The 23,343-nt window shown below is 70.5% G+C and carries 26 protein-coding genes and 1 pseudogene; 10 read left to right on the top strand and 17 right to left on the bottom strand.

Annotated elements, in window-relative coordinates:
- Positions 1–6: 6 nt before the first annotated feature.
- From O1R50_RS19685 to O1R50_RS19670, 4 genes are read right to left on the bottom strand one after another with little or no spacing between them, the layout of a single operon-like run.
- A complete protein-coding gene (locus tag O1R50_RS19685) occupies positions 7–1,635 on the bottom strand; it encodes a TrpB-like pyridoxal phosphate-dependent enzyme (RefSeq protein WP_270111891.1) in 1,629 nt (542 codons plus the stop codon).
- Positions 1,636–1,647: 12 nt separating this feature from the next.
- Positions 1,648–1,926: a BMC domain-containing protein gene (locus tag O1R50_RS19680; protein WP_270111890.1), complete on the bottom strand. Its 279-nt coding sequence runs from the start codon at positions 1,924–1,926 to the stop codon at positions 1,648–1,650.
- An 18-nt stretch (positions 1,927–1,944) separates the two neighbouring features.
- Positions 1,945–2,232, bottom strand: a complete 288-nt coding sequence (locus O1R50_RS19675; RefSeq protein WP_270111889.1) for a hypothetical protein — start codon at positions 2,230–2,232, stop codon at positions 1,945–1,947.
- Positions 2,229–2,480, bottom strand: a complete 252-nt coding sequence (locus tag O1R50_RS19670; RefSeq protein WP_270111888.1) for a EutN/CcmL family microcompartment protein — start codon at positions 2,478–2,480, stop codon at positions 2,229–2,231. Before O1R50_RS19670 ends, O1R50_RS19675 begins: the two co-directional genes overlap by 4 nt.
- A 415-nt stretch (positions 2,481–2,895) precedes the next feature.
- Here O1R50_RS19670 and O1R50_RS19665 point away from each other — a divergent pair, with 415 nt between their 5' ends.
- The 3 genes from O1R50_RS19665 to O1R50_RS19655 are packed head-to-tail and all read left to right on the top strand — an operon-like array spanning position 2,896 to position 5,365.
- Positions 2,896–3,579, top strand: coding sequence for a DUF2306 domain-containing protein (locus O1R50_RS19665; protein WP_270111887.1), 684 nt, complete (start codon positions 2,896–2,898; stop codon positions 3,577–3,579).
- Entirely contained in the window at positions 3,576–4,706 is a 1,131-nt protein-coding gene (locus O1R50_RS19660; protein WP_270111886.1) for a sensor histidine kinase, read from the top strand. The genes O1R50_RS19665 and O1R50_RS19660 overlap by 4 nt, the downstream gene beginning before the upstream one ends.
- Entirely contained in the window at positions 4,703–5,365 is a 663-nt protein-coding gene (locus O1R50_RS19655) for a response regulator (RefSeq protein ID WP_270111885.1), read from the top strand. The genes O1R50_RS19660 and O1R50_RS19655 overlap by 4 nt, the downstream gene beginning before the upstream one ends.
- On the opposite strand, the gene O1R50_RS19650 is transcribed toward O1R50_RS19655, so the two are convergent.
- Positions 5,358–5,861, bottom strand: a complete 504-nt coding sequence (locus tag O1R50_RS19650) for an ArsR/SmtB family transcription factor (RefSeq protein WP_270111884.1) — start codon at positions 5,859–5,861, stop codon at positions 5,358–5,360. The two genes, O1R50_RS19655 and O1R50_RS19650, sit on opposite strands and share 8 nt — an antisense overlap.
- A gap of 81 nt (positions 5,862–5,942) precedes the next feature.
- Here O1R50_RS19650 and O1R50_RS19645 point away from each other — a divergent pair, with 81 nt between their 5' ends.
- Entirely contained in the window at positions 5,943–6,899 is a 957-nt protein-coding gene (locus O1R50_RS19645) for a S41 family peptidase (protein WP_270111883.1), read from the top strand.
- Positions 6,900–6,905: 6 nt separating this feature from the next.
- Here O1R50_RS19645 and O1R50_RS19640 read toward each other — a convergent pair whose 3' ends face one another.
- From O1R50_RS19640 to O1R50_RS19630, 3 genes are all read right to left on the bottom strand, one after another.
- On the bottom strand, positions 6,906–7,469 hold the full coding sequence (locus O1R50_RS19640; protein ID WP_270111882.1) for a GNAT family N-acetyltransferase: 564 nt from the start codon (positions 7,467–7,469) through the stop codon (positions 6,906–6,908).
- A 277-nt stretch (positions 7,470–7,746) separates the two neighbouring features.
- Entirely contained in the window at positions 7,747–8,652 is a 906-nt protein-coding gene (locus tag O1R50_RS19635) for a diacylglycerol kinase catalytic domain-containing protein (RefSeq protein ID WP_270111881.1), read from the bottom strand.
- Entirely contained in the window at positions 8,649–9,650 is a 1,002-nt protein-coding gene (locus tag O1R50_RS19630) for an SPFH domain-containing protein (protein ID WP_270111880.1), read from the bottom strand. The genes O1R50_RS19635 and O1R50_RS19630 overlap by 4 nt, the downstream gene beginning before the upstream one ends.
- 67 nt (positions 9,651–9,717) lie before the next feature.
- Between O1R50_RS19630 and O1R50_RS19625 the strand changes: the two genes are divergently transcribed.
- A complete protein-coding gene (locus O1R50_RS19625; protein WP_270111879.1) occupies positions 9,718–10,398 on the top strand; it encodes an NUDIX hydrolase in 681 nt (226 codons plus the stop codon).
- Positions 10,399–10,427: 29 nt separating this feature from the next.
- Positions 10,428–11,201 (top strand): hypothetical protein, encoded by a 774-nt coding sequence (locus tag O1R50_RS19620; RefSeq protein ID WP_270111877.1) that lies wholly within the window; start codon positions 10,428–10,430, stop codon positions 11,199–11,201.
- On the opposite strand, the gene O1R50_RS19615 is transcribed toward O1R50_RS19620, so the two are convergent.
- Both O1R50_RS19615 and O1R50_RS19610 read right to left on the bottom strand, forming a co-directional pair.
- Positions 11,165–12,367, bottom strand: coding sequence for a sulfotransferase family protein (locus O1R50_RS19615; protein ID WP_270111876.1), 1,203 nt, complete (start codon positions 12,365–12,367; stop codon positions 11,165–11,167). The two genes, O1R50_RS19620 and O1R50_RS19615, sit on opposite strands and share 37 nt — an antisense overlap.
- Positions 12,368–12,453: 86 nt before the next feature.
- Complete coding sequence (locus O1R50_RS19610; protein WP_270111875.1) at positions 12,454–12,909, bottom strand: MarR family winged helix-turn-helix transcriptional regulator; 456 nt, start codon at positions 12,907–12,909, stop codon at positions 12,454–12,456.
- A 53-nt stretch (positions 12,910–12,962) separates the two neighbouring features.
- On the opposite strand from O1R50_RS19610, the gene O1R50_RS19605 reads away from it, so the two are divergent.
- Complete coding sequence (locus O1R50_RS19605; protein ID WP_270111874.1) at positions 12,963–13,457, top strand: SgcJ/EcaC family oxidoreductase; 495 nt, start codon at positions 12,963–12,965, stop codon at positions 13,455–13,457.
- A 29-nt stretch (positions 13,458–13,486) separates the two neighbouring features.
- The gene (locus O1R50_RS19600) at positions 13,487–14,245 is read left to right on the top strand and encodes an SIR2 family NAD-dependent protein deacylase (protein ID WP_270111873.1); all 759 of its coding nucleotides are present in this window, start codon (positions 13,487–13,489) and stop codon (positions 14,243–14,245) included.
- 9 nt (positions 14,246–14,254) lie between these two features.
- On the opposite strand, the gene O1R50_RS19595 is transcribed toward O1R50_RS19600, so the two are convergent.
- The 6 genes and pseudogenes from O1R50_RS19595 to O1R50_RS19570 form a co-directional block, all read right to left on the bottom strand.
- Positions 14,255–14,764 (bottom strand): mycothiol transferase, encoded by a 510-nt coding sequence (locus O1R50_RS19595; RefSeq protein WP_270111872.1) that lies wholly within the window; start codon positions 14,762–14,764, stop codon positions 14,255–14,257.
- Between the two features lie 125 nt (positions 14,765–14,889).
- Positions 14,890–15,817 (bottom strand): annotated as a pseudogene (locus O1R50_RS19590) (ADP-ribosylglycohydrolase family protein).
- Positions 15,818–15,869: 52 nt separating this feature from the next.
- Positions 15,870–16,415 (bottom strand): hypothetical protein, encoded by a 546-nt coding sequence (locus O1R50_RS19585; RefSeq protein WP_270111871.1) that lies wholly within the window; start codon positions 16,413–16,415, stop codon positions 15,870–15,872.
- Between the two features lie 4 nt (positions 16,416–16,419).
- Positions 16,420–17,313 carry an alpha/beta fold hydrolase gene (locus O1R50_RS19580; protein WP_270111870.1) on the bottom strand — a complete coding sequence of 298 codons (894 nt, stop codon included), beginning with the start codon at positions 17,311–17,313 and terminating at the stop codon, positions 16,420–16,422.
- A gap of 20 nt (positions 17,314–17,333) precedes the next feature.
- On the bottom strand, positions 17,334–17,903 hold the full coding sequence (locus tag O1R50_RS19575; protein WP_270111869.1) for a TetR/AcrR family transcriptional regulator: 570 nt from the start codon (positions 17,901–17,903) through the stop codon (positions 17,334–17,336).
- A gap of 66 nt (positions 17,904–17,969) precedes the next feature.
- Positions 17,970–19,379 (bottom strand): aminotransferase-like domain-containing protein, encoded by a 1,410-nt coding sequence (locus O1R50_RS19570; protein ID WP_408612755.1) that lies wholly within the window; start codon positions 19,377–19,379, stop codon positions 17,970–17,972.
- Here O1R50_RS19570 and O1R50_RS19565 point away from each other — a divergent pair.
- Positions 19,378–20,451 carry a DMT family transporter gene (locus tag O1R50_RS19565; RefSeq protein WP_270111867.1) on the top strand — a complete coding sequence of 358 codons (1,074 nt, stop codon included), beginning with the start codon at positions 19,378–19,380 and terminating at the stop codon, positions 20,449–20,451. The genes O1R50_RS19570 and O1R50_RS19565 overlap by 2 nt on opposite strands.
- On the opposite strand, the gene O1R50_RS19560 is transcribed toward O1R50_RS19565, so the two are convergent.
- Complete coding sequence (locus O1R50_RS19560) at positions 20,448–21,872, bottom strand: dihydrolipoyl dehydrogenase family protein (RefSeq protein ID WP_270111866.1); 1,425 nt, start codon at positions 21,870–21,872, stop codon at positions 20,448–20,450. The genes O1R50_RS19565 and O1R50_RS19560 overlap by 4 nt on opposite strands.
- Positions 21,873–22,742: 870 nt before the next feature.
- On the opposite strand from O1R50_RS19560, the gene O1R50_RS19555 reads away from it, so the two are divergent.
- On the top strand, positions 22,743–23,039 hold the full coding sequence (locus O1R50_RS19555) for a hypothetical protein (protein ID WP_270111865.1): 297 nt from the start codon (positions 22,743–22,745) through the stop codon (positions 23,037–23,039).
- Positions 23,040–23,343: the final 304 nt, after the last annotated feature.

Here is a 23,343-nt window from a genome sequence, read left to right as displayed (position 1 = left end):
CCGGCATCATGAGTTCCGGACGATCCTGATGGACCTGCGCGACAGTTCGTCCTGCGCCAGCGGCGTGACCACCGCGCCCGCGGCCAGGCGCACCTCGGTGGCGTCGGCCGCGAGGTCGCCGAGCGTCCGCGTGGTGACGACCGCGTGCCCGCTCAGGTCGGCGGCGCCTTTCGGCGCGGCGGGCGCGGGTTTCGCTTCGGCCGTTGCCGGCGTTGCGGCGCCGTCGAAGTGCCGCCGCCACCACTCCTGGAAGGAGTCGCTGCCCTTCCCGGAGGCGACGGGTTTCGACACCTGCTGCGGCTCAGGCCTGTCGATGCCCCCGATGGACTCGCGAAGCGACGCCGAGATCGTCTCGGTCGGCGTCGCCGACTCCTCCATGCCGCCGCCGATGTACGTCCCGTACGCGGTCATGTCGAAGTGGCCGTGGCCGGTGAGGAGGAAGACGATGTCCAGCTCCTCGCCGCGGTGTTCGGTGGCGGTGCGAATCGCCGCCGCGACCGAGTGCGCCGCTTCGGGAGCGGGGATGATGCCCTCGCTCCTGGTGAACTTGAGGGCGGCCTCGAACACCTCGATCTGCGGGATGGCGACGGCCGAGCCGTGCCCGTCGTGGATGAACTTCGAGACCTGCGGGGAGAGCCCGTGGTAGCGCAGGCCCCCGGCGTGGATGCCGGGAGGCGAGAAGCGGTGGCCGAGGGTGTACATGCGCACCAGCGGCGTGAGCTTGGCCGAATCGCCGTGGTCGTAAGCGAACTCGCCCGCGGTGACGGTGGGCACCGCGTTGGACTCGACGGCGAGGAATTTCGGCTGCTTGCGTCCCTTGGCGCCCATGCCGAAGAACGGGAAGACCAGCCCCGCGAAGCTGCTGCCGCCACCGATGCAGGAGATGAGCAGGTCCGGCTCCACATCGGCTTCGGCCAGCTGCCCGGCGAGTTCGAGCCCGATCACGGTCTGGTGCATGCACACGAAGTTGAACGCCGACCCGAGGCTGTAGAAGGTGCGGCGGTCCTCTTTGGCGCTCTCCACCGCCTCGGCGATGGCGAGGCCGAGGCTGCCGGGGGAGTCGGGGTCGGCGCGCAGCGCCTCCTTGCCCACGGACGTCAGTGGGCTCGGGCTGGCGTGGACGGTGGAGCCGAAGGTCTCCATGTACAGGCGCCTGCCGGGCTTCGAGTCGAAGCTGTTGCGCACCATGAAGACTTCGCAGTCGAGCTCCTGGAACGCCGAGCCCATGCTGATCGCGGTGCCCCACTGGCCCGCCCCGGTCTCGGCCACGACCCGCCGCGCCCCAGCTCGCTTGGCGTAGTGGGCTTGGGCGACACCGGAGTTCGCCTTGTGGCTGCCGATCGGGGACCCGCCCTCGTACTTGTAGTACAGGCGGCACTTGGTGCCGAGGGCCCGCTCGAGCCCCCTGGCCCGCCGCAGCGGCGAGGGGCGCCACCGCGAGTAGGCCTCGCGGACCGGCTCGGGGATCGGAATCCACGTGCGGTCGTGGTCGAATTCCTGCTCGGCGAGTTCGGGCGGGAAGACGTCGGCGAGGTCCTCGGCCTTCAGCGCCCGGCCGGTGGCGGGATCGAGGTAGTCCTCGGCGAGCTCGGGATGGTCGGCGGCGATGTTGTACCAGTAGCGCGGGGCGGTCATCGGTGCGGTCCTCTATTCGCCGGCGAGGCCGAAGGCGCGCACGACCTCGTCGTGGGGCCGGGGGATGACGTTGGTACTGATGACCTCGCCGTGGCGGCTCGCGGCCTCGACGCCGGATTCGATGGCGGCCTTGACGGCGGCGACGTCGCCGCGAATGAGGACGGTGACGAACGCGGACCCGATCTTCTCCACTGAAGCGACCTCGACGGTCGCGGCTTTCACCATTGCATCCGCTCCCGCTATCGCCGGAATCAGTCCTTTGGTCTCGAGTAGTCCCAGTGCGGTGTTCATTGAGAGTTCCCTTTCTGTTCAGTCGCCGAACGTTTCCGATTCGCGGCCGGTGGCATTGAGGAAGATTTCAAGTTCAAACGGATGATTGATCTCGTTCGCTATGCGGGCACGGCAGAGCCGCGCTTCCGAGGCGATATCCGCGGAGCAGTGCCAGATGGCGATGACGCGCCCGCCGCCTCTTTCCGAGGTGATGGTGGCGCCGACCATTCCAAGATGCTTCGCGAGTAGGTCGACGATCGTGAAGATCGAGGTGAATCCAAATGAGGTGGCCACAACCATGGCCTTATGACCTGCTTGTACGTTCATTCCAGAGGTTTGGTTCCGCTGTCGACGATCGCCACGATCACTGCATCGGCGACCCTGTCCATGTCGCTTGCAAGGGTTTGTGCCGCACATCCGGTCAGGATGAGGACTTCTTGTCCGACATGCGTGCTGAGGTTGTCCAATGCCGCAATGCGAGTGCCGTCGATTTCGACTTCCAGAATGCTCGACGAGCCGAGTCTCGGATCCCGGGTGGTGGCCACCAGCGATCGTTTGACCGTCCCTATCCTCATGGGGACTCATTTCGTTCAGGGTGCTTCGAGGGGTGCCGGGTCCCTTGTGAGGCGGCCTGTGGAGAATCATAACGGCTCTAATCCACTTGTCGAGGACAGTGGAAAATGGATCCATTCACATAGAAATCGTTTGATCCCTTGTTGAACATTCGCCACTGGGGTCCCACTGGTCCAACCGGATGGTTCGCGCCGCGGCGCCGCCGTTGTCGCAGCTCCGGAGCGTTCCGTCGTGGGAGCGCGCACAAACCCGTCCGAGATCGCCGTGTCGGGTATCACATCACGAAGAGAACGCACGGGCCCACCGACAGTTTGTGCGCTCATTTAGGACCAAGAGCGCAAATGCTGACACGCCTCCCGATCGCATTCGGCCACATGGCTGAAGCGGCGCGGACCCCGCCGCGCACAGCATTGAGTCATGGACACTCCTCAACTGCACCTCCAGACCCGACGCCCGCGCCGCGAGTGGCCGATCGCCGCCGGACTCCTGCTGCTCGCCCTCGTGCCCTCCATCGCCGGAGCCTTCCGCATCGGCGAGATCGCCTCAGGCGCACCGGAAACGGCCGCCAACGCCCGCTTCATGCAGATGCCCCTGCCGGTGGCGCTGCACATCGCCGGCGCGCTCCTCTACTCCACCGTGGGCGCCTTCCAGTTCCTGCCGCGCCTGCGGCGCGGCCACACGGGCTGGCACCGCTTCGCGGGCCGCTACCTCCTGGTGCCCGCCGGGCTCGTCGTCGCCGGAACCGGGCTGTGGATGACCGCGTTCTACGACACGCCCGCCGTCGACGACCGCGCCGTCGCCGTCTCCCGGTACGTCATCGGTGCGGCCATGCTCGCCTGCATCCTCCTCGGCGTGGCCGCCGTGCGGCGCCACGACTACTTCGCCCACGGGTCCTGGATGATCCGCGCCTACGCGCTGGCGATGGGCGCGGGCACGCAGGTCCTCACCTCGGGTCCGCCGCTGCTCCTCTTCGGCGAGCCGACCGAGCTCGCGCGGCTGCTCCAAATGGACGCGGGCTGGATCATCAACGCCCTCGTCGCCGAGTTGATCATCGCCCGCAGACGCGCGGCCTCGCGCCGGCCTGCGACGATGATCGCGTGATCGACGTGAGCGCCTTTCGGCGGACGATGCGCGGCGCGTGGTCGAGGCCCCGCGTCGCGGGCGCCGACGGCCCGCGGACGCGGGACGCGGTGCTCGCGGGCGCGATCGCCGCGATCGGCGTCCTCGAAGGCGCGGTGCGACCCGACCTCGAATGGCGGGCGGCGACGGTGCTCGCCACGATCGCGATCCTGCCGGTGCTGCTGTGGCGGCGGACGAGGCCGCTCTTGAGCGCGGTCGTCCTGACCGGCTCGACGGCGGCGTTCGCGCTCGCGCACTCCGCGGCCGGGATCGAGCCGAACGCGCTGATCGCCACGTTCGTGTTCCTCACCGTGCCGTACGCCCTGTTCCGTTGGGGCTCAGGGCGGGACCGGCTCGTCGGCGGCGCCGTCATCGCGGTCGGGCTGGTGTGCTCGAGTTCGCTCGGCTCGGATCCGATCGCGGACATCGCCGCCGGGGTCGCGTTCATGGGCGGGGCCTGCCTGATCGGGGCGCTGCGTCGCGAGCGTCTGGAGGCGCGGGCGCGGTTGCTCGACTCGGTGCGGGCGCGCGAGCGCGAGGCCTTGGCCCGCGATCTGCATGACACTGTGGCGCACCATGTCTCGGCGATCGTGATCCGCGCGCAGGTGGCGAGCGCGGACGCGGAGCGGGTGGCCGAGTCGCTCGACGTGATCGAGCGCGAGGCGCAGGCGGTGCTGGGGGAGATGCGTTCGCTGGTGCGGACGCTTCGCGCGCCCGCCGACTACGCGCCGACCGCGGGCCTGCCCGAGCTCGCACGCCTCGCCGATCCGGGGCCGCCCAAGGTCACCGTCCAGATCAAGGCGCCCGAGGAGCTGCCGGTCGTCGTCGCCTCCACCCTGTTCCGGATCGCCCAGGAAGGCGTCACGAACGCGCGCCGCCACGCCCGCGACGCCTCCCGCATCGAGGTCGCGGTCACCGTGGAACCGGACGCCGCGAGGATCGCCGTGCGCGACGACGGCGCGCCCTCGCGTCCGGGCTCGAACGGCGGCCACGGCCTGCAGGGCATGGCCGAGCGAGCGGCGCTGCTCGGCGGCGACGTGAGCGCTGGGCCGGAGTCAGGCGGCGGCTGGACGCTGCGCGCCTCACTGCCGTTGGGAGACAAGCGATGATCCGGGTGATCGTGGCCGACGACCAGGAGCCGGTGCGCACTGGACTGCGCCTGCTGCTCGACTCGCAACCGGGCATCGAGGTCGTCGGCGAGGCCGCCGACGGCGTGGAGGCGGTCCGCCTCGCGCAGCGGGTCCGGCCCGATGTGGCCCTTGTGGACATCAGGATGCCGGGTCTCAACGGGATCGAGGTGACCGCGCTGCTCGCGGGCGACCGGATCGCCGACCCGATCGCGGTCGTGGTCATCACTACGTTCGACCTCGACGAGTACGTGCACGGTGCACTCCGCGCCGGCGCCAAGGGCTTCCTGCTGAAGGAGGCGGGCCCGCACCTGATCGGCGAGGCCGTCCGCGCGGCCGCCAATGGGGACGCGCTCATCGCACCGCAGGTGACGCTGCGCCTCCTCGGCGAGTTCTCGCGCCCGACCCGGCGGGTCCGGCAGCCGTCCTCGCCGCTCACCGCACGCGAGGAGGAGGTGCTGGCGCTCCTGGCCTCCGGGTTGACGAACACCGAGATCGGCGCGCGGCTCTTCCTCTCGCTCGGGACGGTCAAGACCCATATCGCGGGCGTCCTCGCCAAGCTCGGCGTCCGCAACCGGGTCGAGGCCGCGATGTGGGCGCACGAGTCCGGCCGCGTGCGAGGCCAGGACGAGGTCAGCTGACGCGGTCGCCCGTCCGGGGCCGGTAGAGGCCGACCAGCACGCCGTACCGCGATTCGCCGTCCTCGTCGGGAAGCTCGTGGACCAGCTCCTCCAACGTCCGGCGCAGGCGCTGCACCTGGGATTCGCTCAAGCGGACGCTGCGGAGCGTCAGCAGCGGGTCGACATCGTTCACGACCTCATCGGCGACCGCCGCGAGCACCGCTTTCGTGGTCTCGCCGTGGTCGAAGCGGATCCGCTCGGCGGTGCGCTTGAAGCGCTGCTCGGTGCCGCCCCTGACCGTCCGCGTGCTGTCGATCCGGATGAGCCCGGCCTCGCGCAGGACCTTCAGGTGATGGGCCGCGCTGCCCTTGCTGATGCCGAGCTCGGCCGCGAGCTCGCTCAAGGTCGCGGTCCGCCGCCCGAGCATGAACAGCAGTCGGTGCCGCACGGGGTGGGCGAGCGCGCGGTGCTGCTGCGCGGTCGAGAGCGTCATCTCCACGGGATCGGAGTCGTCCATGAATCAAGTGTCCAGAATACTGGACACTTTGTCAAATCAGTGGTTCACTACTAGCCAGCACTCGCCCCTCTGGAGGTCCCGATGTCCACTGCCGCAGTCGTTCCGCAGATCGCGAAACTGCTCCTCGAGCGCTACGTCTTCCCCGAAGTCGCCGCCGAGATCGCCGCGGTCCTGACCGCCGCGACCGCCGACGGCCGCTACGAGGGCGCCGACCAGGCCCGTCTCGCCGATCTCGTCACCGCCGACCTGCAATCGGTCAACGGCGACCTCCACCTGCGGCTCATGCACAGTCCGACCGAACTGAGCGACACCCACGACGACGAGGAAACCCAGCTTCGCCAGATGGCCGAATGGAGCGACCTGACCTGCGGCGGCGTCGCGAACGCGCAGCGCCTCCCCGGCAACGTCGGCCTGCTTGCGATCGCCCCGCTCTTCTTCCCGCCCTCGGTCGCCGCCGAACGCGTCACCGCCGCGATGCACCTGCTCGCGTCCACCGACGCCCTGATCCTCGACCTGCGCGAATGCCTCGGCGGCGACCCGACCATGGTCGCCTGGGCCTACGGCTTCCTCACCGACACCGAGCCCGTGCAGCTCTCGGGCATGGCCCACCGCGACCCGGAGGACCTCAAGCAACTGTGGACCTCGCACGTCCCCGGCCCCAAATTCGGTGGCACCAAACCAGTCTGGGTACTGACCAGCGCGAAGACGTTCTCAGGCGGCGAGGCCCTGAGCTTCGACCTGCAAGAGCACCAGCGGGCCACCGTGGTCGGCGAGCGCACGCGCGGCGGCGCGCACCCCCGCGACAGCATCAAAGTGGACTCCCATCTCGAACTCGCCCTCCCCGTCGCCCGCTCGGTCAGCCCGATCTCCGGCGGCAACTGGGAGGGCACCGGCGTCGAACCCGACGTGCCGACCTCGGCCGCCGACGCGCTGGCGGAGGCCCACCGCCGAGCCCTCGAAGCGGTCCTGACCCTCGGCTCGGACGGCTTCCGCAGGCAGGTGGCCGAAGAGGCCGCTCGAGCCCTCGAAGCCCGTTGAGCCCGGTCAGGCCCGGCTCGAGGACCACCAGGTGGCCGACGCCGCCTCGGCGAACCCGAGCTTCTCGTACAGCGGCAGGCCGAGCTTCGAGGCGGTGAGGGTGACCGGGACCTGCGAGAGGGGTGCGAGCGAGCCGAGCATGACGGCGCGGCCGATGCCCCGCGAGCGGGCGGCCTCGGTGGTCCCGACCCAGTAGTGGCTCGCGAAACCGTTGGCGGTCACGGTGACACACGCCCCGGCGACCGTCCCGTCGACTCGCGCGACGAATATCGCCACCCCGGGCTCGTCGAGGAGCGACACCGGGAACAGCTCACCGGGCTTGCGCGGCTCGAAACGGTCGAGTCCGAAGCTCTCGATCACGGCCCGCTCCGCGCCGTACAGGTCCGCTTCCTCGCTGACTCTTTGCACCGCAACGGAAGGCGCGTCCACCGCGCCAGGTTGGCGAAGCATGACCGGCATCTGCCAGGAACCCATGCCCAAGTGCCCGAGCTCGGTCGCGCTGAACGGGTCCTCCATGTCGACCGGGCCGACGGCGCCGCGCGAGCTCGGCGATCTCGGCGAGCTCCTCATCAGCGAGGTCCGGTTCCTGCAGCAGCACACGCAGGCCCGCGCGCTCGTCGCCGAGCACGGCGAGGAAGCCACGGCGGCGGATCACCTCGTGCTTGCGGGAGCGGCCGGTCGCCGCCCAGAACGCGGCGGAATTGCGGGCTTGGAGTCGGGGCGCGTCGGCGAGTGCCGTGGCGGGGAACGGGTTCGTCATGCCCGCAACGATTCCCCATTCGCCGCTCGTCCGCCACCCGGAGTACCGCCGTGCCACCGGGGGCTCCGGCGGCACGGCGGTCCGGCGCTACCCGGGGACGACCAGATGCAGATGGCGGTCCGCCAGGCCGATCGTGAGCTGCTGGCCCCAGGTGACGGTGAGGTGGTCGGACTCGACGCCGTCGGCGAAGACCACCAGCCGTTCGCTCTCGCAGACCAGCCGCAGTTCCTCGCCGCGGTTGAGCACCCCCGCAGTCAGGGTCGCGCCGGTCGCCGGGGACGGCCACGCCTCCCTGACGAACCAGGACAGCGACGCATCCTCCGGTCCCGGCAGCTTCCCGCCCCAGCTTCGGTCGGCCGCGATCGAGGCGGTCCAGCCGGTCGCCCCGGTGCCGGTGCCGATCAGCACGCCGGACGAGGACTGGCGCTCGGCCCGGCCGTCAGCCCCGACCAGCCGGTAGCGCGCGGACTGGTGGGCGGCGTGGCCCGCGTACACCTCGTTGAGCCCGGCCAGCACCTGCCCGTCGTCGAGCCGCGCCGCGACCATCGTGAGCCGACTGATCGTCGCCGTCTCCGCGGCCACCGCCCGGAGCGCGGCACCGACCTTGCCTGCGTGGAACCGGATCAGCACGCCCGGGTTGCGTCCCGGCTCCGGATCCACACCCAGCACCGGCTGGCCCGCAAGGTACTTCGCGAGGTTCGCCACGAGCCCGTCCTGGCCGACCGCGACGACGATGTCCTCGGGCCCGAACAGGAACCTCGGCAGGTCCTCGCGGTCGACCCTGCCCCGGCGCCAATCCGCCGGGACCGCCGCGTCCACTGTGGTGAGCGCCGCCTGCAGCGCCTCGTGCCGGGCCGCGACCTCGTCCAGGTCGCGCCCGCGCTGGCGCAGGAAGTGGTCCGCCGCCGCGCGGGTGCCGTGCCGGACGAGCAGCTCGTCCAGTTCGCTGCGGCGGCTGACCACCACCACTCGCGGCGCTAGGGTCGCGCTCATCGCGACCCGTCCGCGAGGCGCGCGAGCGTCCCGGTCAGCAGGTCCGGTGTGATCGTGATCTGGCCGATCTCCGGCAGCTGCCCCGCGAGTTCACGCAGCGCCAGCGCCTGCAGCACCGAGGGCGGCAGGTCCCGGTAGGCGGCGAGGCGGGCCGCCTCCGCTTCGGCCTCGGCCGCGCCGACGGCCCGCACCTTGTCGGCGTGGGCGATCGCCAGCGTGCGCTCCCGTTCGGCTTCGCCTTGGGCCGCAGCGAGTCCGGCGGATGCCGCCAGTTCGGCCTGCCGTTGGGCGTTGGCTCCCTTCTGCTCGACCAATTGCTGCTCACGCCGGGCCAGCTCGATCTTGTTCTGCAGTTCGTTCTCGGCGATGGCCCGCTCCTGCTCGACGGCCTGGGCGCGCCGCGAGTAGGTGGCCTTGTCCGCGTCCCGTTGCACCGCTTCGCGAGTGGGGGTCTGCAGTGAACGCTCCAGCTCCGGTTCGGGGCGTACCGCGACGACGCGGGCGCTGACGACGGCGACGCCGATGTCGGCTAGCCGGGCGTCGGCGGCGAGTGCCGCTGCGACGTCCTCGCGGAGCTGCGGGACCGCGCTGGTGAGCGCCTCGGCCAGCGGCAGCCGGGCGAGCAGGTCGATCGCGGGCTGCTGCGCGAGCTCGGTGAGCAGGGTGGCGACCTGGTCGAGCGGCCGGGCGCGGGCCTGTCCGCGGTAGGGGTCGACCGAGAAGTCGAGGCGGGTGGCGGCGAGGGCCGGGTCGTCGATGCGGTAGGTGACGGTGGCCTGGACGGTGACGTCGGCGAAGTCGGCGGTGCGGGCGTGGAACATCAGAGGGAGTTCGCGGTCGTCGACCGGCACTTCCGAGAGCACGGCCACCAGCGGGCGGTACCAGAACGATTGGCTGGTGCCTTCGCGGAAGGAGCGGCCGCGCTTCTGGTACCGGACCCAGACGGTGGGGGTGCCGCGCAGGTGGCGCAGGTGGAGGAGCTTGGTGACATCGGCCATGGGGGCCTCCTTTTTCTCGTCATTCTGACGATAATGCACGTGATAGATTATCGTCAAGGTGGTGATAATGAGTTATCCGGTGTTTGCCGTCACTGTCGACCTCGTGGTCCTCACGGTCCGCGACGGCGAGTTGAACGTGCTTCTCGTGCAACGGGGTCTGGAACCCCACCTCAACCAGTGGGCGCTGCCCGGCGGCTTCGTCCACGCCGACGAGGACCTGACTTCGGCCGCGCGTCGCGAGCTCGGGGAGGAGACCGGCCTCGACGGTCCGGGCGGCCACTTGGAACAGCTCGGCAGCTATGGCGACCCCGACCGCGACCCGCGCGGCCGCGTCGTCACCGTCGCCTACCTGGCGTTCCTGCCCGACTTGCCCGCCCCGACAGCGGGAACGGACGCGGCGGCGGCCGCCTGGAAGCCGATCGGCGCCCACGGCCTCGCGTTCGACCACGACCGCATCCTCGCCGACGGCATCGAACGCGCCCGCTCCAAACTGGAGTACACGCCTCTGGCAGCGGCGTTCTGCCCGCCCGAGTTCACCATCGCCGCGCTCCGGCAGGTCTACGAGGCGGTCTGGGGCGAGAAGATCGACCCGCGCAACTTCCACCGCAAGGCCACGACCACGCCCGGCTTCGTCGAATCCACCGGCCGCTCAACCGAAGGCGAACCAGGCCGCCCGGCCCGCCTCTACCGCCGAGGAGACGCCGCCCTCCTCAACCCCCCGATCCTCCGCCGCAAACTCGATGGCTGAGAGTGCATCCGCGGGATTACAGTCCACGAGTGACCTCACCGGACTCCCTCCAAGGCGCCGGCGACCGGCTGTACACCGCCTTCGCCTCGGTGCCGAAGCCCGCGACGATCGAAGGCTGCTCGCACTGCTGGAACGAGCGTGAGCAAGCGGCACTGCTGGCACCGGTGCCCTTGCGAGAGCTGTCCGCCGACTCGCTGCGGCCGTATCTCGCGAGTGTCATGTCCACCATCGGCTCGGAGGCCGACTTCCGCTACTTCCTGCCTCGGCTCCTCGAGATCGCCTGCACGACCGGGTTCAACTTTCCCGAGCTCGACCACGTTCTCTCCCGGTTGGCTATCGCAGGCTGTGCCGACTGGGCTCCCGAAGAGCGGCAAGCGATCCGCGAGCTGGAGCAAATTCTCTGGACCAGGACGCTCGCGACCTACCCGAGCGACGTCGATGCCGAGGATCTGCTCTTCGCCATCGGTCTAGCCGAACCCGATCTCACCCCCCACTTGAACGAGTGGACGGCGTCGCTGCGGCAGCCGGCCGCAGCGGCCCATCTCGCCGACCTGCAGATATACGCGCCTGAGCTACTGCACAGCATGCTCGGTCCGGTGGAGCCTCCTGCCTCGGACCTGCGGCAGCAGATGCTCCGCTGGTCCATCAGCCCCGAGGTGCGCCGAGCCGTGGCCGAAGCGGTCGACTTCGCTGACTCCGAGGAGGCCCTGCAAGTGCTCGTGGGGATCGACGGCTACTTCTCCGAGTACGACGAGGTCATGGCGCGTCAGTCGAGGCGGAGCTTCTCCACCATTCTCGGGTAGTCGCCGAAAGCGTCCTCCACCCGCTGGGGGCTGAGGCCGTAGCGGGCGAGTTCGTATTCGTGCTGGCGGCCGACGCCGGGGCGGGCGAGGACGGAGTCAAGGGCGCGGGCGTCGGCGTCGGTCCACTTGGCACCCAGGCGTTCGTACAGGAGCGGCACCTTGTCGTGCGGCTCGGCGGCCAGCCACGGGTATGGGACGTCGACGAACGAGGACCGCGGCCAGTCGACGCGCGCCTTCCGGGCGCGGTCGATCGCGGTCGACTGGATGCGGAGCCAGGTCTCGCCGATGGCGTGCAGGTCCGGGTTGCGCTCGTGCATGACCTGCGAGGACTCGACGAGCGAGCACAGGGAGCCGAGCACGGTGATCGGGTCGCGGTGCGTCCACACGATGGTCGCGTCCGGGAAGACCTTCCGGATCTCCGGCAGGTGGTCGAGATGCATGGGCGACTTGAGGATCCACCGCTTGCGCTCGCGCCCGAACTGCAGCACCTGCAGCGCGAGCTTCAAGTACTCGTAGTCGGGCAGCACGTCGTGCTGCCCGATCCACTTGTAGTACCTCGGCATGTGGACCCGGGCGAGGTGCTGGTGGCCGTGCGGCAGCAGGTAGTTGCACTCGTCGGGCTTCTGGGCGTTCAGCGGGTGGATGACCTTGAACGCCGGGGCGAGGCGCATGAACGTGCCGACCAGGCGCTCGGTCTGCCGGATGCGGCGGCGCCGCTCCTCCTCGCCGCGGTCGATGTCGGTGAACATCCACTCCCACAGGGCCGGGCCGCGGTGGTCGGCGGACTTGGCGATGATGTTGTGGGCCAAGGTGGTCGCAGTGCGAGGGAGCCCGACGATGAAGACCGGCTTCTCGATCGGCTCGGCGGCGATCTCGGGATGCTCGGTGACCAGGCGCTGCACGCGCAGGCGGTTCTCGATCCGCAGGCGCAGGTCGCCCTGGACGCTCTGCCAGCCCATCGGGCTCAGGCGCGGGCTCTCGGCGAAGCAGCGCGTCAGGTACCGCATCCCGTCGAGGAACTCGCCGATCGCGGCGCGGTCGCCCCGGGTGGACCGCTCGGCTTTCGCGACGATGCCGTCGAAGATCTTGTCGGGATCGCGCCGGGTCGACATCGTCGGCTGCAGCAGCACGTTGAGGACGCTCGTGGTCATGGACTTGCGGCGCATAGGGGTTGCTTCCCATCCGTGAGGCTGTGAACGCGCGCCATTCTCGCAGGGCCGAGAGTGTGCTGTCCAGTGTCGAGTCGTGTCCTTCAGTCCGATTCCCGGATCATCTCGATCGCCTCGTGGAACGCCGGGGTCGCCCGTTCGAAGTGGTCGGTGAGGGCGGCGATCTCGGCGGGGGAGCAGGCCGCGAAGACCTCGCCGAGCTTGTCGCGCGCGGGCGCGAGCGCGGCGTCCAGCTCGAGCGCATCGGTTTCGACGGCTTCGACCAGCACCCGGCGGCGGTCGGCCGGGTCCGTGACGCGGCGGACGAGGCCGCGCTGCTCGAGTCGGTCGATGAGGCGCGTGGTGGCCCCGGTGGTGAGCCCCGTCTTGGCGGCGAGGTCGCCGGAGGTCATGCGGCCGTAGAAGGAGAGTGTGCCCACCGCGTACAGGTCGGTGGGCCCGAGGCCGACCGCCTGGGCGGTCGCGAGGCCGTGGAGGACGATCGCGTTGAGGTAGCGCGGGTAGACCGCGCCGAGCCGCTCCAGGTCGGGTCTTGACATCTCAAGGTCACCTTCGCTAATCTAATATCTGCATGAATGCAGATAATGCTTCAATGCAGCTAACAAGTTACCAGAAGGAGACCGCCGTGAACACCGAGCGCACCGCCGACACCGAAGCCGTCGAGGCCGTCATCCGCGACACCGTCGCCGCCTGGAACGCGGGCGACGCCACCGCGTACGGCGCTTGCTTCACCGCCGACGCCACCTACGTGACCTGGGTCGGCACCCGCTACCAGGGCCGCCAGGAGATCGCCCGCGCCCACGCCGCCCTCTTCCGCATGTTCCTCAAAGGCTCCACCCTCGCCGACGAGATCGTCGCCGTCCGCTTCATCGGCCCCGACGCCGCGATCGTCTCCAGCAACGGCGACGTCGTCAAGGGCGGCAAGCGACCGGAGGGCGTCAAACTCACCAAGGCCCAGACCTACACCATCGTCCGCGAGGCCGACGGGCACTGGCGGATCGCGTCCTTCCACAACACCAAGCACAAAGCCCTCATGGAGCGGATCTCCTTCGCCTTCGCCCCCGAGACCATGCCCGCGGGCGCCTGAGCCGCTCGGTCTGCGGTACCTTCCGTCAGATGAGCACCACTACCGCCGCCGAGGTGGCCCGCCTGCTCGGCGAGGCCGCCTCGATCACGGTCCTCACCGGCGCCGGAGTCTCCACCGACTCCGGTATCCCCGACTTCCGCGGCCCCCAAGGGGTCTGGACCAAGAATCCCGCCGCCGAGAAGCTCTTCACCATCGACAACTACCTCGCCGACCCCGACGTCCGCCGCCAGGCGTGGGCCGCCCGCCGCAAAAGTCCCCTGTGGACCGCCAAGCCGAACGCCGCCCACCGCGCCCTCGCCGACTTCGAACGCACCGGACGGCTGCGCGCCATCGTCACCCAGAACACCGACGGCCTCCACCAGGCCGCCGGCTCCGACCCCGCACGCGTCATCGAGATCCACGGCACCGCCCGCGACGCCGCCTGCCTCGATTGCGGGGCAAGGATGCCCATGACCGAGGTCCTGCCCCGACTCGAAGCGGGCGAGACCGATCCGCCCTGCCTCACCTGCGGCGGCATCCTCAAATCAGCGACCATCTCCTTCGGCCAGCAGCTCGACGGCGACGTCCTCGACGCCGCCGTCGAGGCCACCCGCGAAGCCGACCTCTTCATCGCGATCGGCACCTCGCTCGGCGTCTACCCCGCCGCCGGGCTCTGCGACTACGCGCTGGCCCACGGCGCCCGCCTCGTGATCCTCAACGCCGAACCGACCCCGTACGACGAGGTCGCCGACACCGTGCTCCGCGAACCGATCGGCGACGTGCTGCCCGGGCTCCTCAGCGACTCCTGACGCTGCGGCTCAACGTGATCCGAGCAGGCCGCGCACGTACGCCGCCTGACCAGTGTGCTGCTGGTTGTCGTTGACGACGCTCACCAGCCGCACGCCGAGGGTCACCGCCGGGTCCCAGCGCGTGTCCACGATCCGGTCGAGGTCGTCGGCTGTGAGGGTCTCGACGTACTCGAGGGTCGCCGCGTGGACAGCGTCGTAATACGTCCGCAGCTCGGCCGCTTTGATGCCGCTGACCTGCTCCGCCTGTTCGCTCGTGTGCCCGTATCCGATGTCGCGGGGCTCGAGCTCGAGTGCGAATCGGTCGTGCCAGCCGCCCGCGGTCCAGGTCTGCTCCCGCCCGGCAACGTCCGAGACGTGGTCGTCCTGGACGCGGGCGATATGCCACACCAGCCACCCGATCGAATTCGCCCCGGGTCCCGGTCGCGCGTCCAGGTCCTCCTGCGAGAGCCCGTCCAGCACCGCGTGCACTTCCTCCCGCACCCGTGAGAACGCGTCCGCGAAGACTCCGCTGACCTCCATGAGCACTCCTGACTTCTATAGCCGCCGTTGGTCTCCGATCAATCCTCGCACCGGCTCGCGGGCGCGTCTCCCGAGCCGGTCGATCCGTGGCCCGTCGTCGGACACGGCAACCTCTCAAGGAGGCCTCAGGGCACCAGCGCGGCGATGCGGTCGGCGGCGGTGCGCACCCGCTCGGCCTGCTCGAGGCCCGCCGTCCACGTTTCGGGGACGGCGGTTTCACCGCAGTAGGCTCCGCATGCGGCCGCCGCCATCGCGGCGATGGTGTCGGTGTCGCCGCCGAGCCCGATCGCCTCCTTGACGAGGGCCACCGGGTCGTCGGGATGGCGCAGGAACACCGCGATCGCCGCCGGTACCGAGCCCAGAGCCGTTGCATCGCAGTGGAAGCGTTCACTGATGGCCTGAGGCGGGCCTTCGAGGAGCGCTGGAACCGCCCGCAGTTCGGCGGCGAACGCGGTGCCGGTGCGGGAGGCGATCTGCTCGATCACCTCGTTCGCTTGGGGGAGTAGGCCTCTGGAGGCGATGGCGACCGTCAGCGCCTGCGCGACCGCGCCTTCGACACCCTCGGGGTGGACGTGCGTGACCTCGGCCGAATCGATCGCGATGGCGGCCACCTCGTCGAGGCTCCTGCCCGGGACGAGCCCGACCGGGGCGACGCGCATGGCCGCGCCGTTGCCGAGCGACCCGGCGCCGCCGAAGACCGCCCGGGCCGCCCGCTGCCACGGCGTGCCGCCGGTGATCTGCGAGAGCATCTGCGCCGCACCGAGTCCGTAGCCGCCAGGGCTCGGCCGTCCACGCGGCGGCGAAGGCCGCGGCGAGCGCGCCGGGTTCGATCCGGCCGCGTCGGCCGGCGAGGTGTTCGGCGAGGACGAGCATCTGCGCGGTGTCGTCGGTCCAGCCGAAGGGCGGTTCCGCGCGGTCGACGGCGCGGTCCACGAGTCCGGGCCGAATGGCCCGCTGTCCCTCAAAGGCCGAGCCCAGGGCGTCCGCGCACGCCGCGAGCAGCAGCGATCCTCGCACGCGCGACCGCCGCGAAGCCTCGATCGGTGCCGTCATCCCGTCCCTCGTCTCCGTCGCGATGCGCCGACTGTATCGCGGCGGCGAGGGCTCAGCCGCGCTTGACGACCGCCACGCCGGTGGCCCAAAGCGCTGCAGCCGAACCGAAACCGGCCACCGCCCCGGCGAGGACGACCCCGCCGGTACCCGCGGCGATGCCCGCGATCCCGGCGACGATCATCGCGTACCCGGTCCAGCGGTACTTCGGCTCGTCGAACGCGCGGGCCAGCGGGATGAAGTGCGCGCCGACGATGGCCGCGATCGTTCCCGGAAGGAAGCCTGTGAGGTCGAGTCCGCGGAGCACGAGGATCGCGGCGACGATGAGCACGACCTCGAAGGCGATCCAGATCCCGTACCGGCGCCGCCAGTCCTTCGGCAGTTCGCGCGGCCGCTCGCGGGAGGAGCCGACGCGGGGGACCGCGATGACGAGGCCGATGCTCACGGCGGCCGCCAGTGCGAGCCCGATCCAGTAGGCGGCGCCGTCGCCGAGCGCTCCGGCGCCGCCGATGAACCAGCCGAGGGCGAAGAACGCGCAGATCGTGACGCCGTTGCGGCGCATGTCGCGGCTCATCTTCTCTGGGGCGGTAAAGGTTTCCATCGGTCTATTGTGGCGGAACGTGATCAGAGCTCGCACTGAGGAGCGCCTTGAGTGCGCCACCGAACTGCGTCGGGCGCTCGACCGAACCCAGGTGCCCGCCCGGCAATTCGGTGAGTGGCAGGCCGAGCCGGGAGGCCAGGGCTGCCGCGGTCTGGAACGGCAGGTCCTTTCTCGAGTCGATTCCCACGGCCAGGAAGAGCCGGTCGGCCTGCGCTTCGAGCGCGGCCAGATCCGGTTCATAGCCGGTGAACTGGACCAGCACGTGCTCCAGGAACAGCGGCTGCAGGTCGCCGAGCCGGCCGATGAGCTCCAGCAGCTCCGGGGTCGGCGATTCGGACGCGGTGTCCGCGTAGCCCTCGGTCCAGGAACCGAATTGCCGCACTGCCGGGGCCTCGAACCTGATGTCGGTGTCGATCATCAAGGCGGCCATGGCGGTTCCCGCTCCGGCGAAGTTCTCGGCGCGCGCCATTTCGCGCACGGCCTTGATTTCGGCCAGCAGTCTCGCGGCCTCGGGCAGCAGGTGCACGAGCGGGGGTTCGTGGACCACGGCGAGGCGGACGTGCTCGGGGTGGTGGGCGAGCAGTTCGAGGGTGGTGACGGCCCCGGAACTGAAGCCGACCACGATCGGCGCCTCGTCGAAGAGCGCGTCGACCAGGCCGACGGCGTCTTCGGCGTGGGTCTTCGGGTGCTGGTCGCCGAGCACGGTGCCGGGCTGCTGCGGTGAGGCGACGCGGCTGCTCATGGTGACGACGTCGTAGGCGTCCGCGAGCTGGTCGGCGAGCCGCTCGAGGACGCCGCCGTGGCCCGAGCCGCCGGGGATGAGCAGCAGCGGCGGGCCCTCGCCGCGGCGGTTGTACGCCACAGCGGTGTTCTCGCGGGTGATGTTGCGTTGCCGCATGGGGTTGCTCCTGTCTGGGTTCAAATCCGCGACCATTCGGTCAGGGTGTGGTGCAGCGCGTCGACCGCGCGCCGCCACGACGCGTCCAGGGAGCGGTCGGCGGTGAAGCCGCCGGTGGCCTCAAGGTCGCTGAAACCGTGGAAGGTGCTGCGCAGCAACCGGACCGCGTCAGTGGCGTCCGGTTCGGGCAGGTCGTAGCCGCGCAGCAGGGCGTAGCAGGCCTCGATGATGCGGGCGACGCCCTGGGAGGCCGCGAGCCGCTCAGGCGCGATGGGGTACCGGGTGGCGGCGTACCGGCCCGGATGCCCGGTCGCGAACGCCCGGTACGCGTCGGCGAAGGCGGTCAGGGCCGCGTGGCCGGAGCGTCCGGCCACGGCCTGCCCTAGGACCTCCGCCCACTCGTCGTGGGCGAGCAGCGCCACGCCCTCCATGAGGTCGGAGAGCCCGCGTACATGCGTGTACAGGCTCGCGTCGCGCACGCCGAACCGCTTGGCCAGCACCGCGAGTGTGAGGTGCTCGAAGCCGATCTCGTCGGCGACGTCCGCCGCGGCACTGATCAATGCGTCCCGGGTGAGTCCTACGCGCGGCATGGGTTTCCTAACCTTCCTAGGTTTTAACCTAAGGTACCTAGGATAGGTCGCGATGCCAAGCCGTTTTCAAGACTGCTCTTCCAACCCGGCCTGCAGGAGCCGCGCCGCCTCCGGGAACCGGTCCGGCGCCGGGCCCGCGAAATTGACCCTGACGTAGGGCCCGGCGGCCTCGGCCGGAAACCACTCCGTGCCGGGAGCGATGAGGAGCCCCCGGGAATCGCAGTCCCGCACCAGCCGTTCGACATCGGTGCCTTCGGGCACGCGCAGCCACAGGTTGAGACCGCCGGCCGGGACGCGCTCGAGCGCCGCGCCCGGGGTGTGCTCACTGAGCGCGTCGATGAGGAGGTCCCGGCGCAGTCGCACCTGGTTCCTGAAGCCGCGCAAGTGGTTTCGCCACCCCGGCTGCGTGACCACGTCGAGCGCGGCCGCCTGCAGGACGCCGCTGACGTACATCGCCTCGGACCCCTGGTCGGCCACGATCCGGTCGCGCACCGGCCCGCGCGCGACCACCGCCGCCACCCGCAGCGCGGGGGACACGCTCTTCGTCAGCGACCGCAGATAGATCACGTGCCCGCCGTCGTCATGGGCCGCAAGGGGAGCCGGCTCCGCGTCGATCGCGAGATCATGCGCCCAGTCGTCCTCGATGAGGAACGCCCCGTGCTCCCGCACGACCGCAAGCACTTCCCGCCCGCGCCGCGGCGACCACTGCACCCCGGTCGGGTTCGCGAACGTGGGCTGCGCGTAGAACGCCCGCGCCCCCGTCTGCCGGAACGCCCGGTCCAGCTCCTCCGGGTCCGGACCCTCAGGGCCGCTGGGGATCGGCACCAGCGTCAACCCGGACTGCTCGGCACCGAGGATCGCGCCCCAGTACGTGGGCGACTCGATGAGGAGCGGGCGGCCCGGACCCACGACCGAGCGGAACACCGAGCTGAGACCGCTTTGGCTGCCCGACACGATCATCACGTCGCGGGCCGTCGGCGCGGCCGTCCCGGCCGGGGCGGTAGCACCCAGCTCGGCCGCGAACCACGACTGCAGTTCCGGCAGCCCGCGCATCGGCGAGCGCGTCAGCGCCGCCTCGGACTTCGCCGCCCGCGAAAGCGCCGCCCGCACCATCCGCTCCGGAAGCAGTTCCCGGTCCGGATAACCCGAATGCAGGCTGATCGCGTCCGGCGCCGCCGACCGCTGCGTCGAGGACACGATCGGCAGACGTGCATGAGGAGCACCCAAAGCAGCCGTCTGCCAACCGAAGTCCGCCGCCCGCGGCGCGCGCACCGCCCGCACGAAGGTGCCCACCCCGGGCCGGCTCTCCACCAGTCCGAGCGCGTTGAGGGCGTGCATCGCCTTCTGCACGGTGACCGGCCCGGCCCCATACTCCCGCATCAGCTCCCGGTTCGTAGGGACCTTCGCACCCGGCGGCGCGGTCGCGATCCACGCGCGCAGGCCGTTCACAATCCGCTGAGTGCTACCATTCGACATGAAGATAGATAGTAGCACTATCGTAGATTCACGGCCCGCGCTATCGCAGCACGCGGGCCTGTGGTGGGGCTTCCTCGGGGTCCTGGCGTTCTCCTTCACCCTCCCGTTCACCCGCATCGCGGTCGCGGGCCTCTCGCCGCTGTTCATCGGCTCCGGCCGCGCCGTCATCGCAGCGGGGCTCGCGGCCGTCGCGCTGGCCGCGACCCGACAGCGCTTTCCCTCTGCGGCCCAATGGGGTCGGCTCGCGATCGTCGCGGGCGGGGTGGTGGTCGGCTTCCCTATGCTCACCTCGTACGCGCTCACCACCTCCACCGCCGGGCGCGGTGCGGTGGTGGTCGCCCTGCTCCCGGCGGCGACGGCGATCATGGTGGTGCTGCGGGTGAAGGAGCGCCCGGCGCGCTCGTTCTGGACGTTCGCCGGTCTCGGCGCTGTCGCCGCGGTGTGCTTCGCGGCGTTGCAGGGCGGCGGGTTCGGGTCGCTGGGCGTCAGCGACCTGCTCTTCTTCGGGGCGGTGGCGGCCGCCGCGATCGGCTACGCGGAAGGCGGGCTGCTCTCGCGCGAACTCGGCGCCTGGCAGACGGTGTCGTGGGCGCTGATCCTCGCCGCTCCGGTCATGATCGCGTTGGGCGGCATCGCGATCGCGCAGGAGCCGCCGTCGGCGACAGCCGTGCAGTGGCTGGCGTTCGCCTACCTTGCCGCCGTGAGCATGTACCTGGGCTTCTTCGCCTGGTACCGGGGCCTTGCTATCGGCCCGATGGCGCAAGTCAGCCAAGTGCAGCTCACGCAGCCGGTGATGACGATCGCCTGGGCGGCGCTGCTCCTCGGCGAACCGCTCACCTGGTCCACTGTGGCGGGCGGGCTCGCCGTGATCGCCTGCGCGGCCCTCGCCGTGCGCGCCCGCCTCGCGAGCGTCATGCTCAGGGCCTCTCCGGTGAATCCGGAAGGCCGCTATCCCGCTCGCCGCGGTGCCGGGCCTCTGCACGCAACACCGGTATTCAGCGGCCCTTCCGCCTTGCCAGCGAACACATCGACGCGGATATCGCCGCACCCGGATTCACCGGACAGGCCCTAGGACGGTCGCCCGTACTCCTCGAGCAGCCGCAGCCAGATCTCACTCACCGTGGGGTAGGACGGCACGGCGTGCCAGAGCCGGTCGATGGGGACCTCGCCGACGATGGCGGTGGTCGCCGCGTGCACGAGCTCGGCCACGTCCGGGCCCACGAACGTCGCCCCGATCATGACGCCGCGGTCCTCGTCCACGATCATCCGCGCGGCGCCCTGGAAGTCGTCGCGGGCGACGCTCGCGCCGGCGACCCAGCCGAGGTCGTAGTCCACGACCCGGATCGACCTGCCTTGCGCGCGAGCCTGTTCGGCCGTGGGCCCGACTGCCGCGATCTCCGGGTCGGTGAAGATGACCTGCGGGACCGCGTCGTGGTCGGCGGTGGCGACGTGCGCGCCCCAAGGCGCGTCGTCGACCGGTCGGCCCGCGGCGCGGGCAGCGATCACGTCGCCCGCCGCGCGCGCCTGGTACTTGCCCTGGTGGGTCAGCAGCGCCCGCCCGTTGACGTCGCCGACGGCGTACAGCCAGTCGAAGCCGTTGACGCGCAACGTGTCGTCGACCTCGAGCCGCTTCCCGGGGTCGAGCCCGATCCGCTCCAGGCCGAGCCCGGCGGTGGCGGGCGAACGACCTGCGGCGACCAGCAGCTCGGTGGTCGCGACCGTGCCGTTGTCGGTCTCGACCAGGACATCGCCTTCAGTGCGCTCGACGCGCAGTGTCGTGGTGTCCGTGAGGATCTCGACCCCTTGCGACCGCAGCGACCCGGCCACGCGCTCGGCCGCGAACGGCTCGACGACGTCGAGCACGCCGCGCCGGGCGATCATCGTGACCGCCGCGCCGAGCGCCTTGAACACGGTGGCCATCTCGACCGCGACCACGCCGCCGCCGATGATCGCGAGGCTTTTCGGGATGGACTTCGCGCTCGTCGCGTCCCGGCTCGTCCACGGCTTCGCTTCGCGCAGACCGGGAATGTCCGGCAGGTTCGGGGTCGACCCGGTCACGAGCGCGACGGCGTGCCGGGCCCGCAGCACCGTGGTGCTCCCGTCCTTCGCCGTCACGGTGACCTCGCGTTCGCCGCTCAACTCGGCGCTGCCGCGCACCAGGTCGATGTCCGCGCTCTCGAGCCAGCTCACTTGGCCGTCGTCGGACCATCCTTTGGTGATCGCGTCGCGCCTGCGAAGCACCGCAGGCACATCGAGCCCGCCGTCAACGGCCTCGGCCACCCCCGGGAGCGCCCGGGCCGCGCCGAGCACCTGCACCGGGCGGAGCAGCGCCTTCGACGGCATGCACGCCCAGTACGAGCATTCTCCGCCCACGAGTTCGCGTTCGACGATCACCGTCTCCAGGCCGCCTTTGACTGCGCGGTCGGCGACGTTCTCACCGACCGCCCCGGCGCCGATCACGACCAGGTCGACTTCGCGCTCCTCGGATGCCATCTGCAAGTCCCTTCCCGATGCGTCCCAAGGACGAAGCCTACGCGTCTCGACGTGCCCGCGAAGAGGTTCGCCCTCCTTGAGGCTGGGTTCAACCGAGGGCGTCTGTTCGAAACTGCTCGCGAGTTTCCCGGAGTTCAAGCGGGCAGCGACGGGGAGGTGGATGGATGGCCTCGGATGTCGGGTGGCGGGTTTGTGTTGGCTTGGGGCGCAAGGGGTCTGGTCGGGTTTGGGCGCGACCGGGCGTCGAACGTGAGGGTTTTCCCTGCGTGTGGGTGATGACGGCGGGGTCTGCGGTGGGGATAATTGAGTTACGTACAGGGATACGGAATCCGTGTAGGTGAACGATATGGTGGTAAGCAGACTACGACATAAGCCTCTGGCCATATGCCTGCATTGCACGGACGTTGAGACCGGTGTCGGAGCCATGAGGAGCTCCGGCGTCACTCGGCCACGGCCCTTTGCGATCAGCCGTTGAACTGTCCTGGCAGGGACAGGTGACACGGCATGCACCCCCGGACCGGGTAAGACCCGGGACGGACAGCGGCAGGCGCTTGAACGGTGCCTGCCGGCAGGTCCAGGCCCGATCGGAGGATCAGGAGCCAAGGGCCAAGAATGAAGAGGCCAGCGCCCCCCGATATGCGAGTGGGAGTGAGGGTCTGGAGGCCAGCGCCCCCCGATGTGCAAGAGGGGCAATGGTTTGGAGGCCGGTGCCCCGAAGTATGCGGAGGCAGGGGTCTGGCGGCTGGTGCCTGTGAAGGTCGGGTCGCTGATCGCAGGCTCAGGCGAAAGCCGAAGCCTGAATCGGAAGCCTAGGCCAGGGAGGCCGAGGCACGGGAAGCGCGAGGAGTAGCGGGAAGGAGGCGAGAGGACATGACGACCACGACCGTGCGCATGGCCCGCACCGCAGCCGCGACCGAGGGGATGCCCGCCGCTGACGGCTCCCGCATCGCCGCCTGCTTTGTCGCTCCGCAGTCCACCACGGTCGCTGTGGCTTCGAGCCGGACTCGCCCGGTCGCTTCGGCACCGGCACGAATCCGCCCGGCCCGGCCGGAAGCGGCAACCGGCCCCGCCCGCCCGGCCCGCATCGCCTGTTCGGTGGCGACGACCGGCCCCACCCCGGCGACGCACCCCGGGCAGCCGCTCACCTCTTCATCGCTGCCCGCCTGAACCGCACGCCGAAGACGACCCGGCCCCGGCCAGCCGCCCCGAGCAACCTCTCGCCTCTCCGTCGCTGACCGCTTGAAGCCGGCCCGAAGACATCCCGGCCCGGCCAACCAATCGCGATCGGCTCGCCACTTCGCCGTCGCTGACAGCCTGTGGCGCAACCAAAGCGCCCCCGATCCACCGACGCCACCCGGCGCCACCCCGCCATCGGGCCGCCAGCGACACCATCCAGCCCCGCCAACGACACTGGGTGAACTCTTACTTCTTCGTCGCTGACGGATTGAAGCTCGCCTGAGACGCGGGCCGA

This window comes from Glycomyces luteolus (assembly GCF_027622875.1).
GTDB lineage: Bacteria > Actinomycetota > Actinomycetes > Mycobacteriales > Micromonosporaceae > Glycomyces > Glycomyces luteolus.
This window is presented reverse-complemented; position numbering and strand designations above follow the sequence as displayed.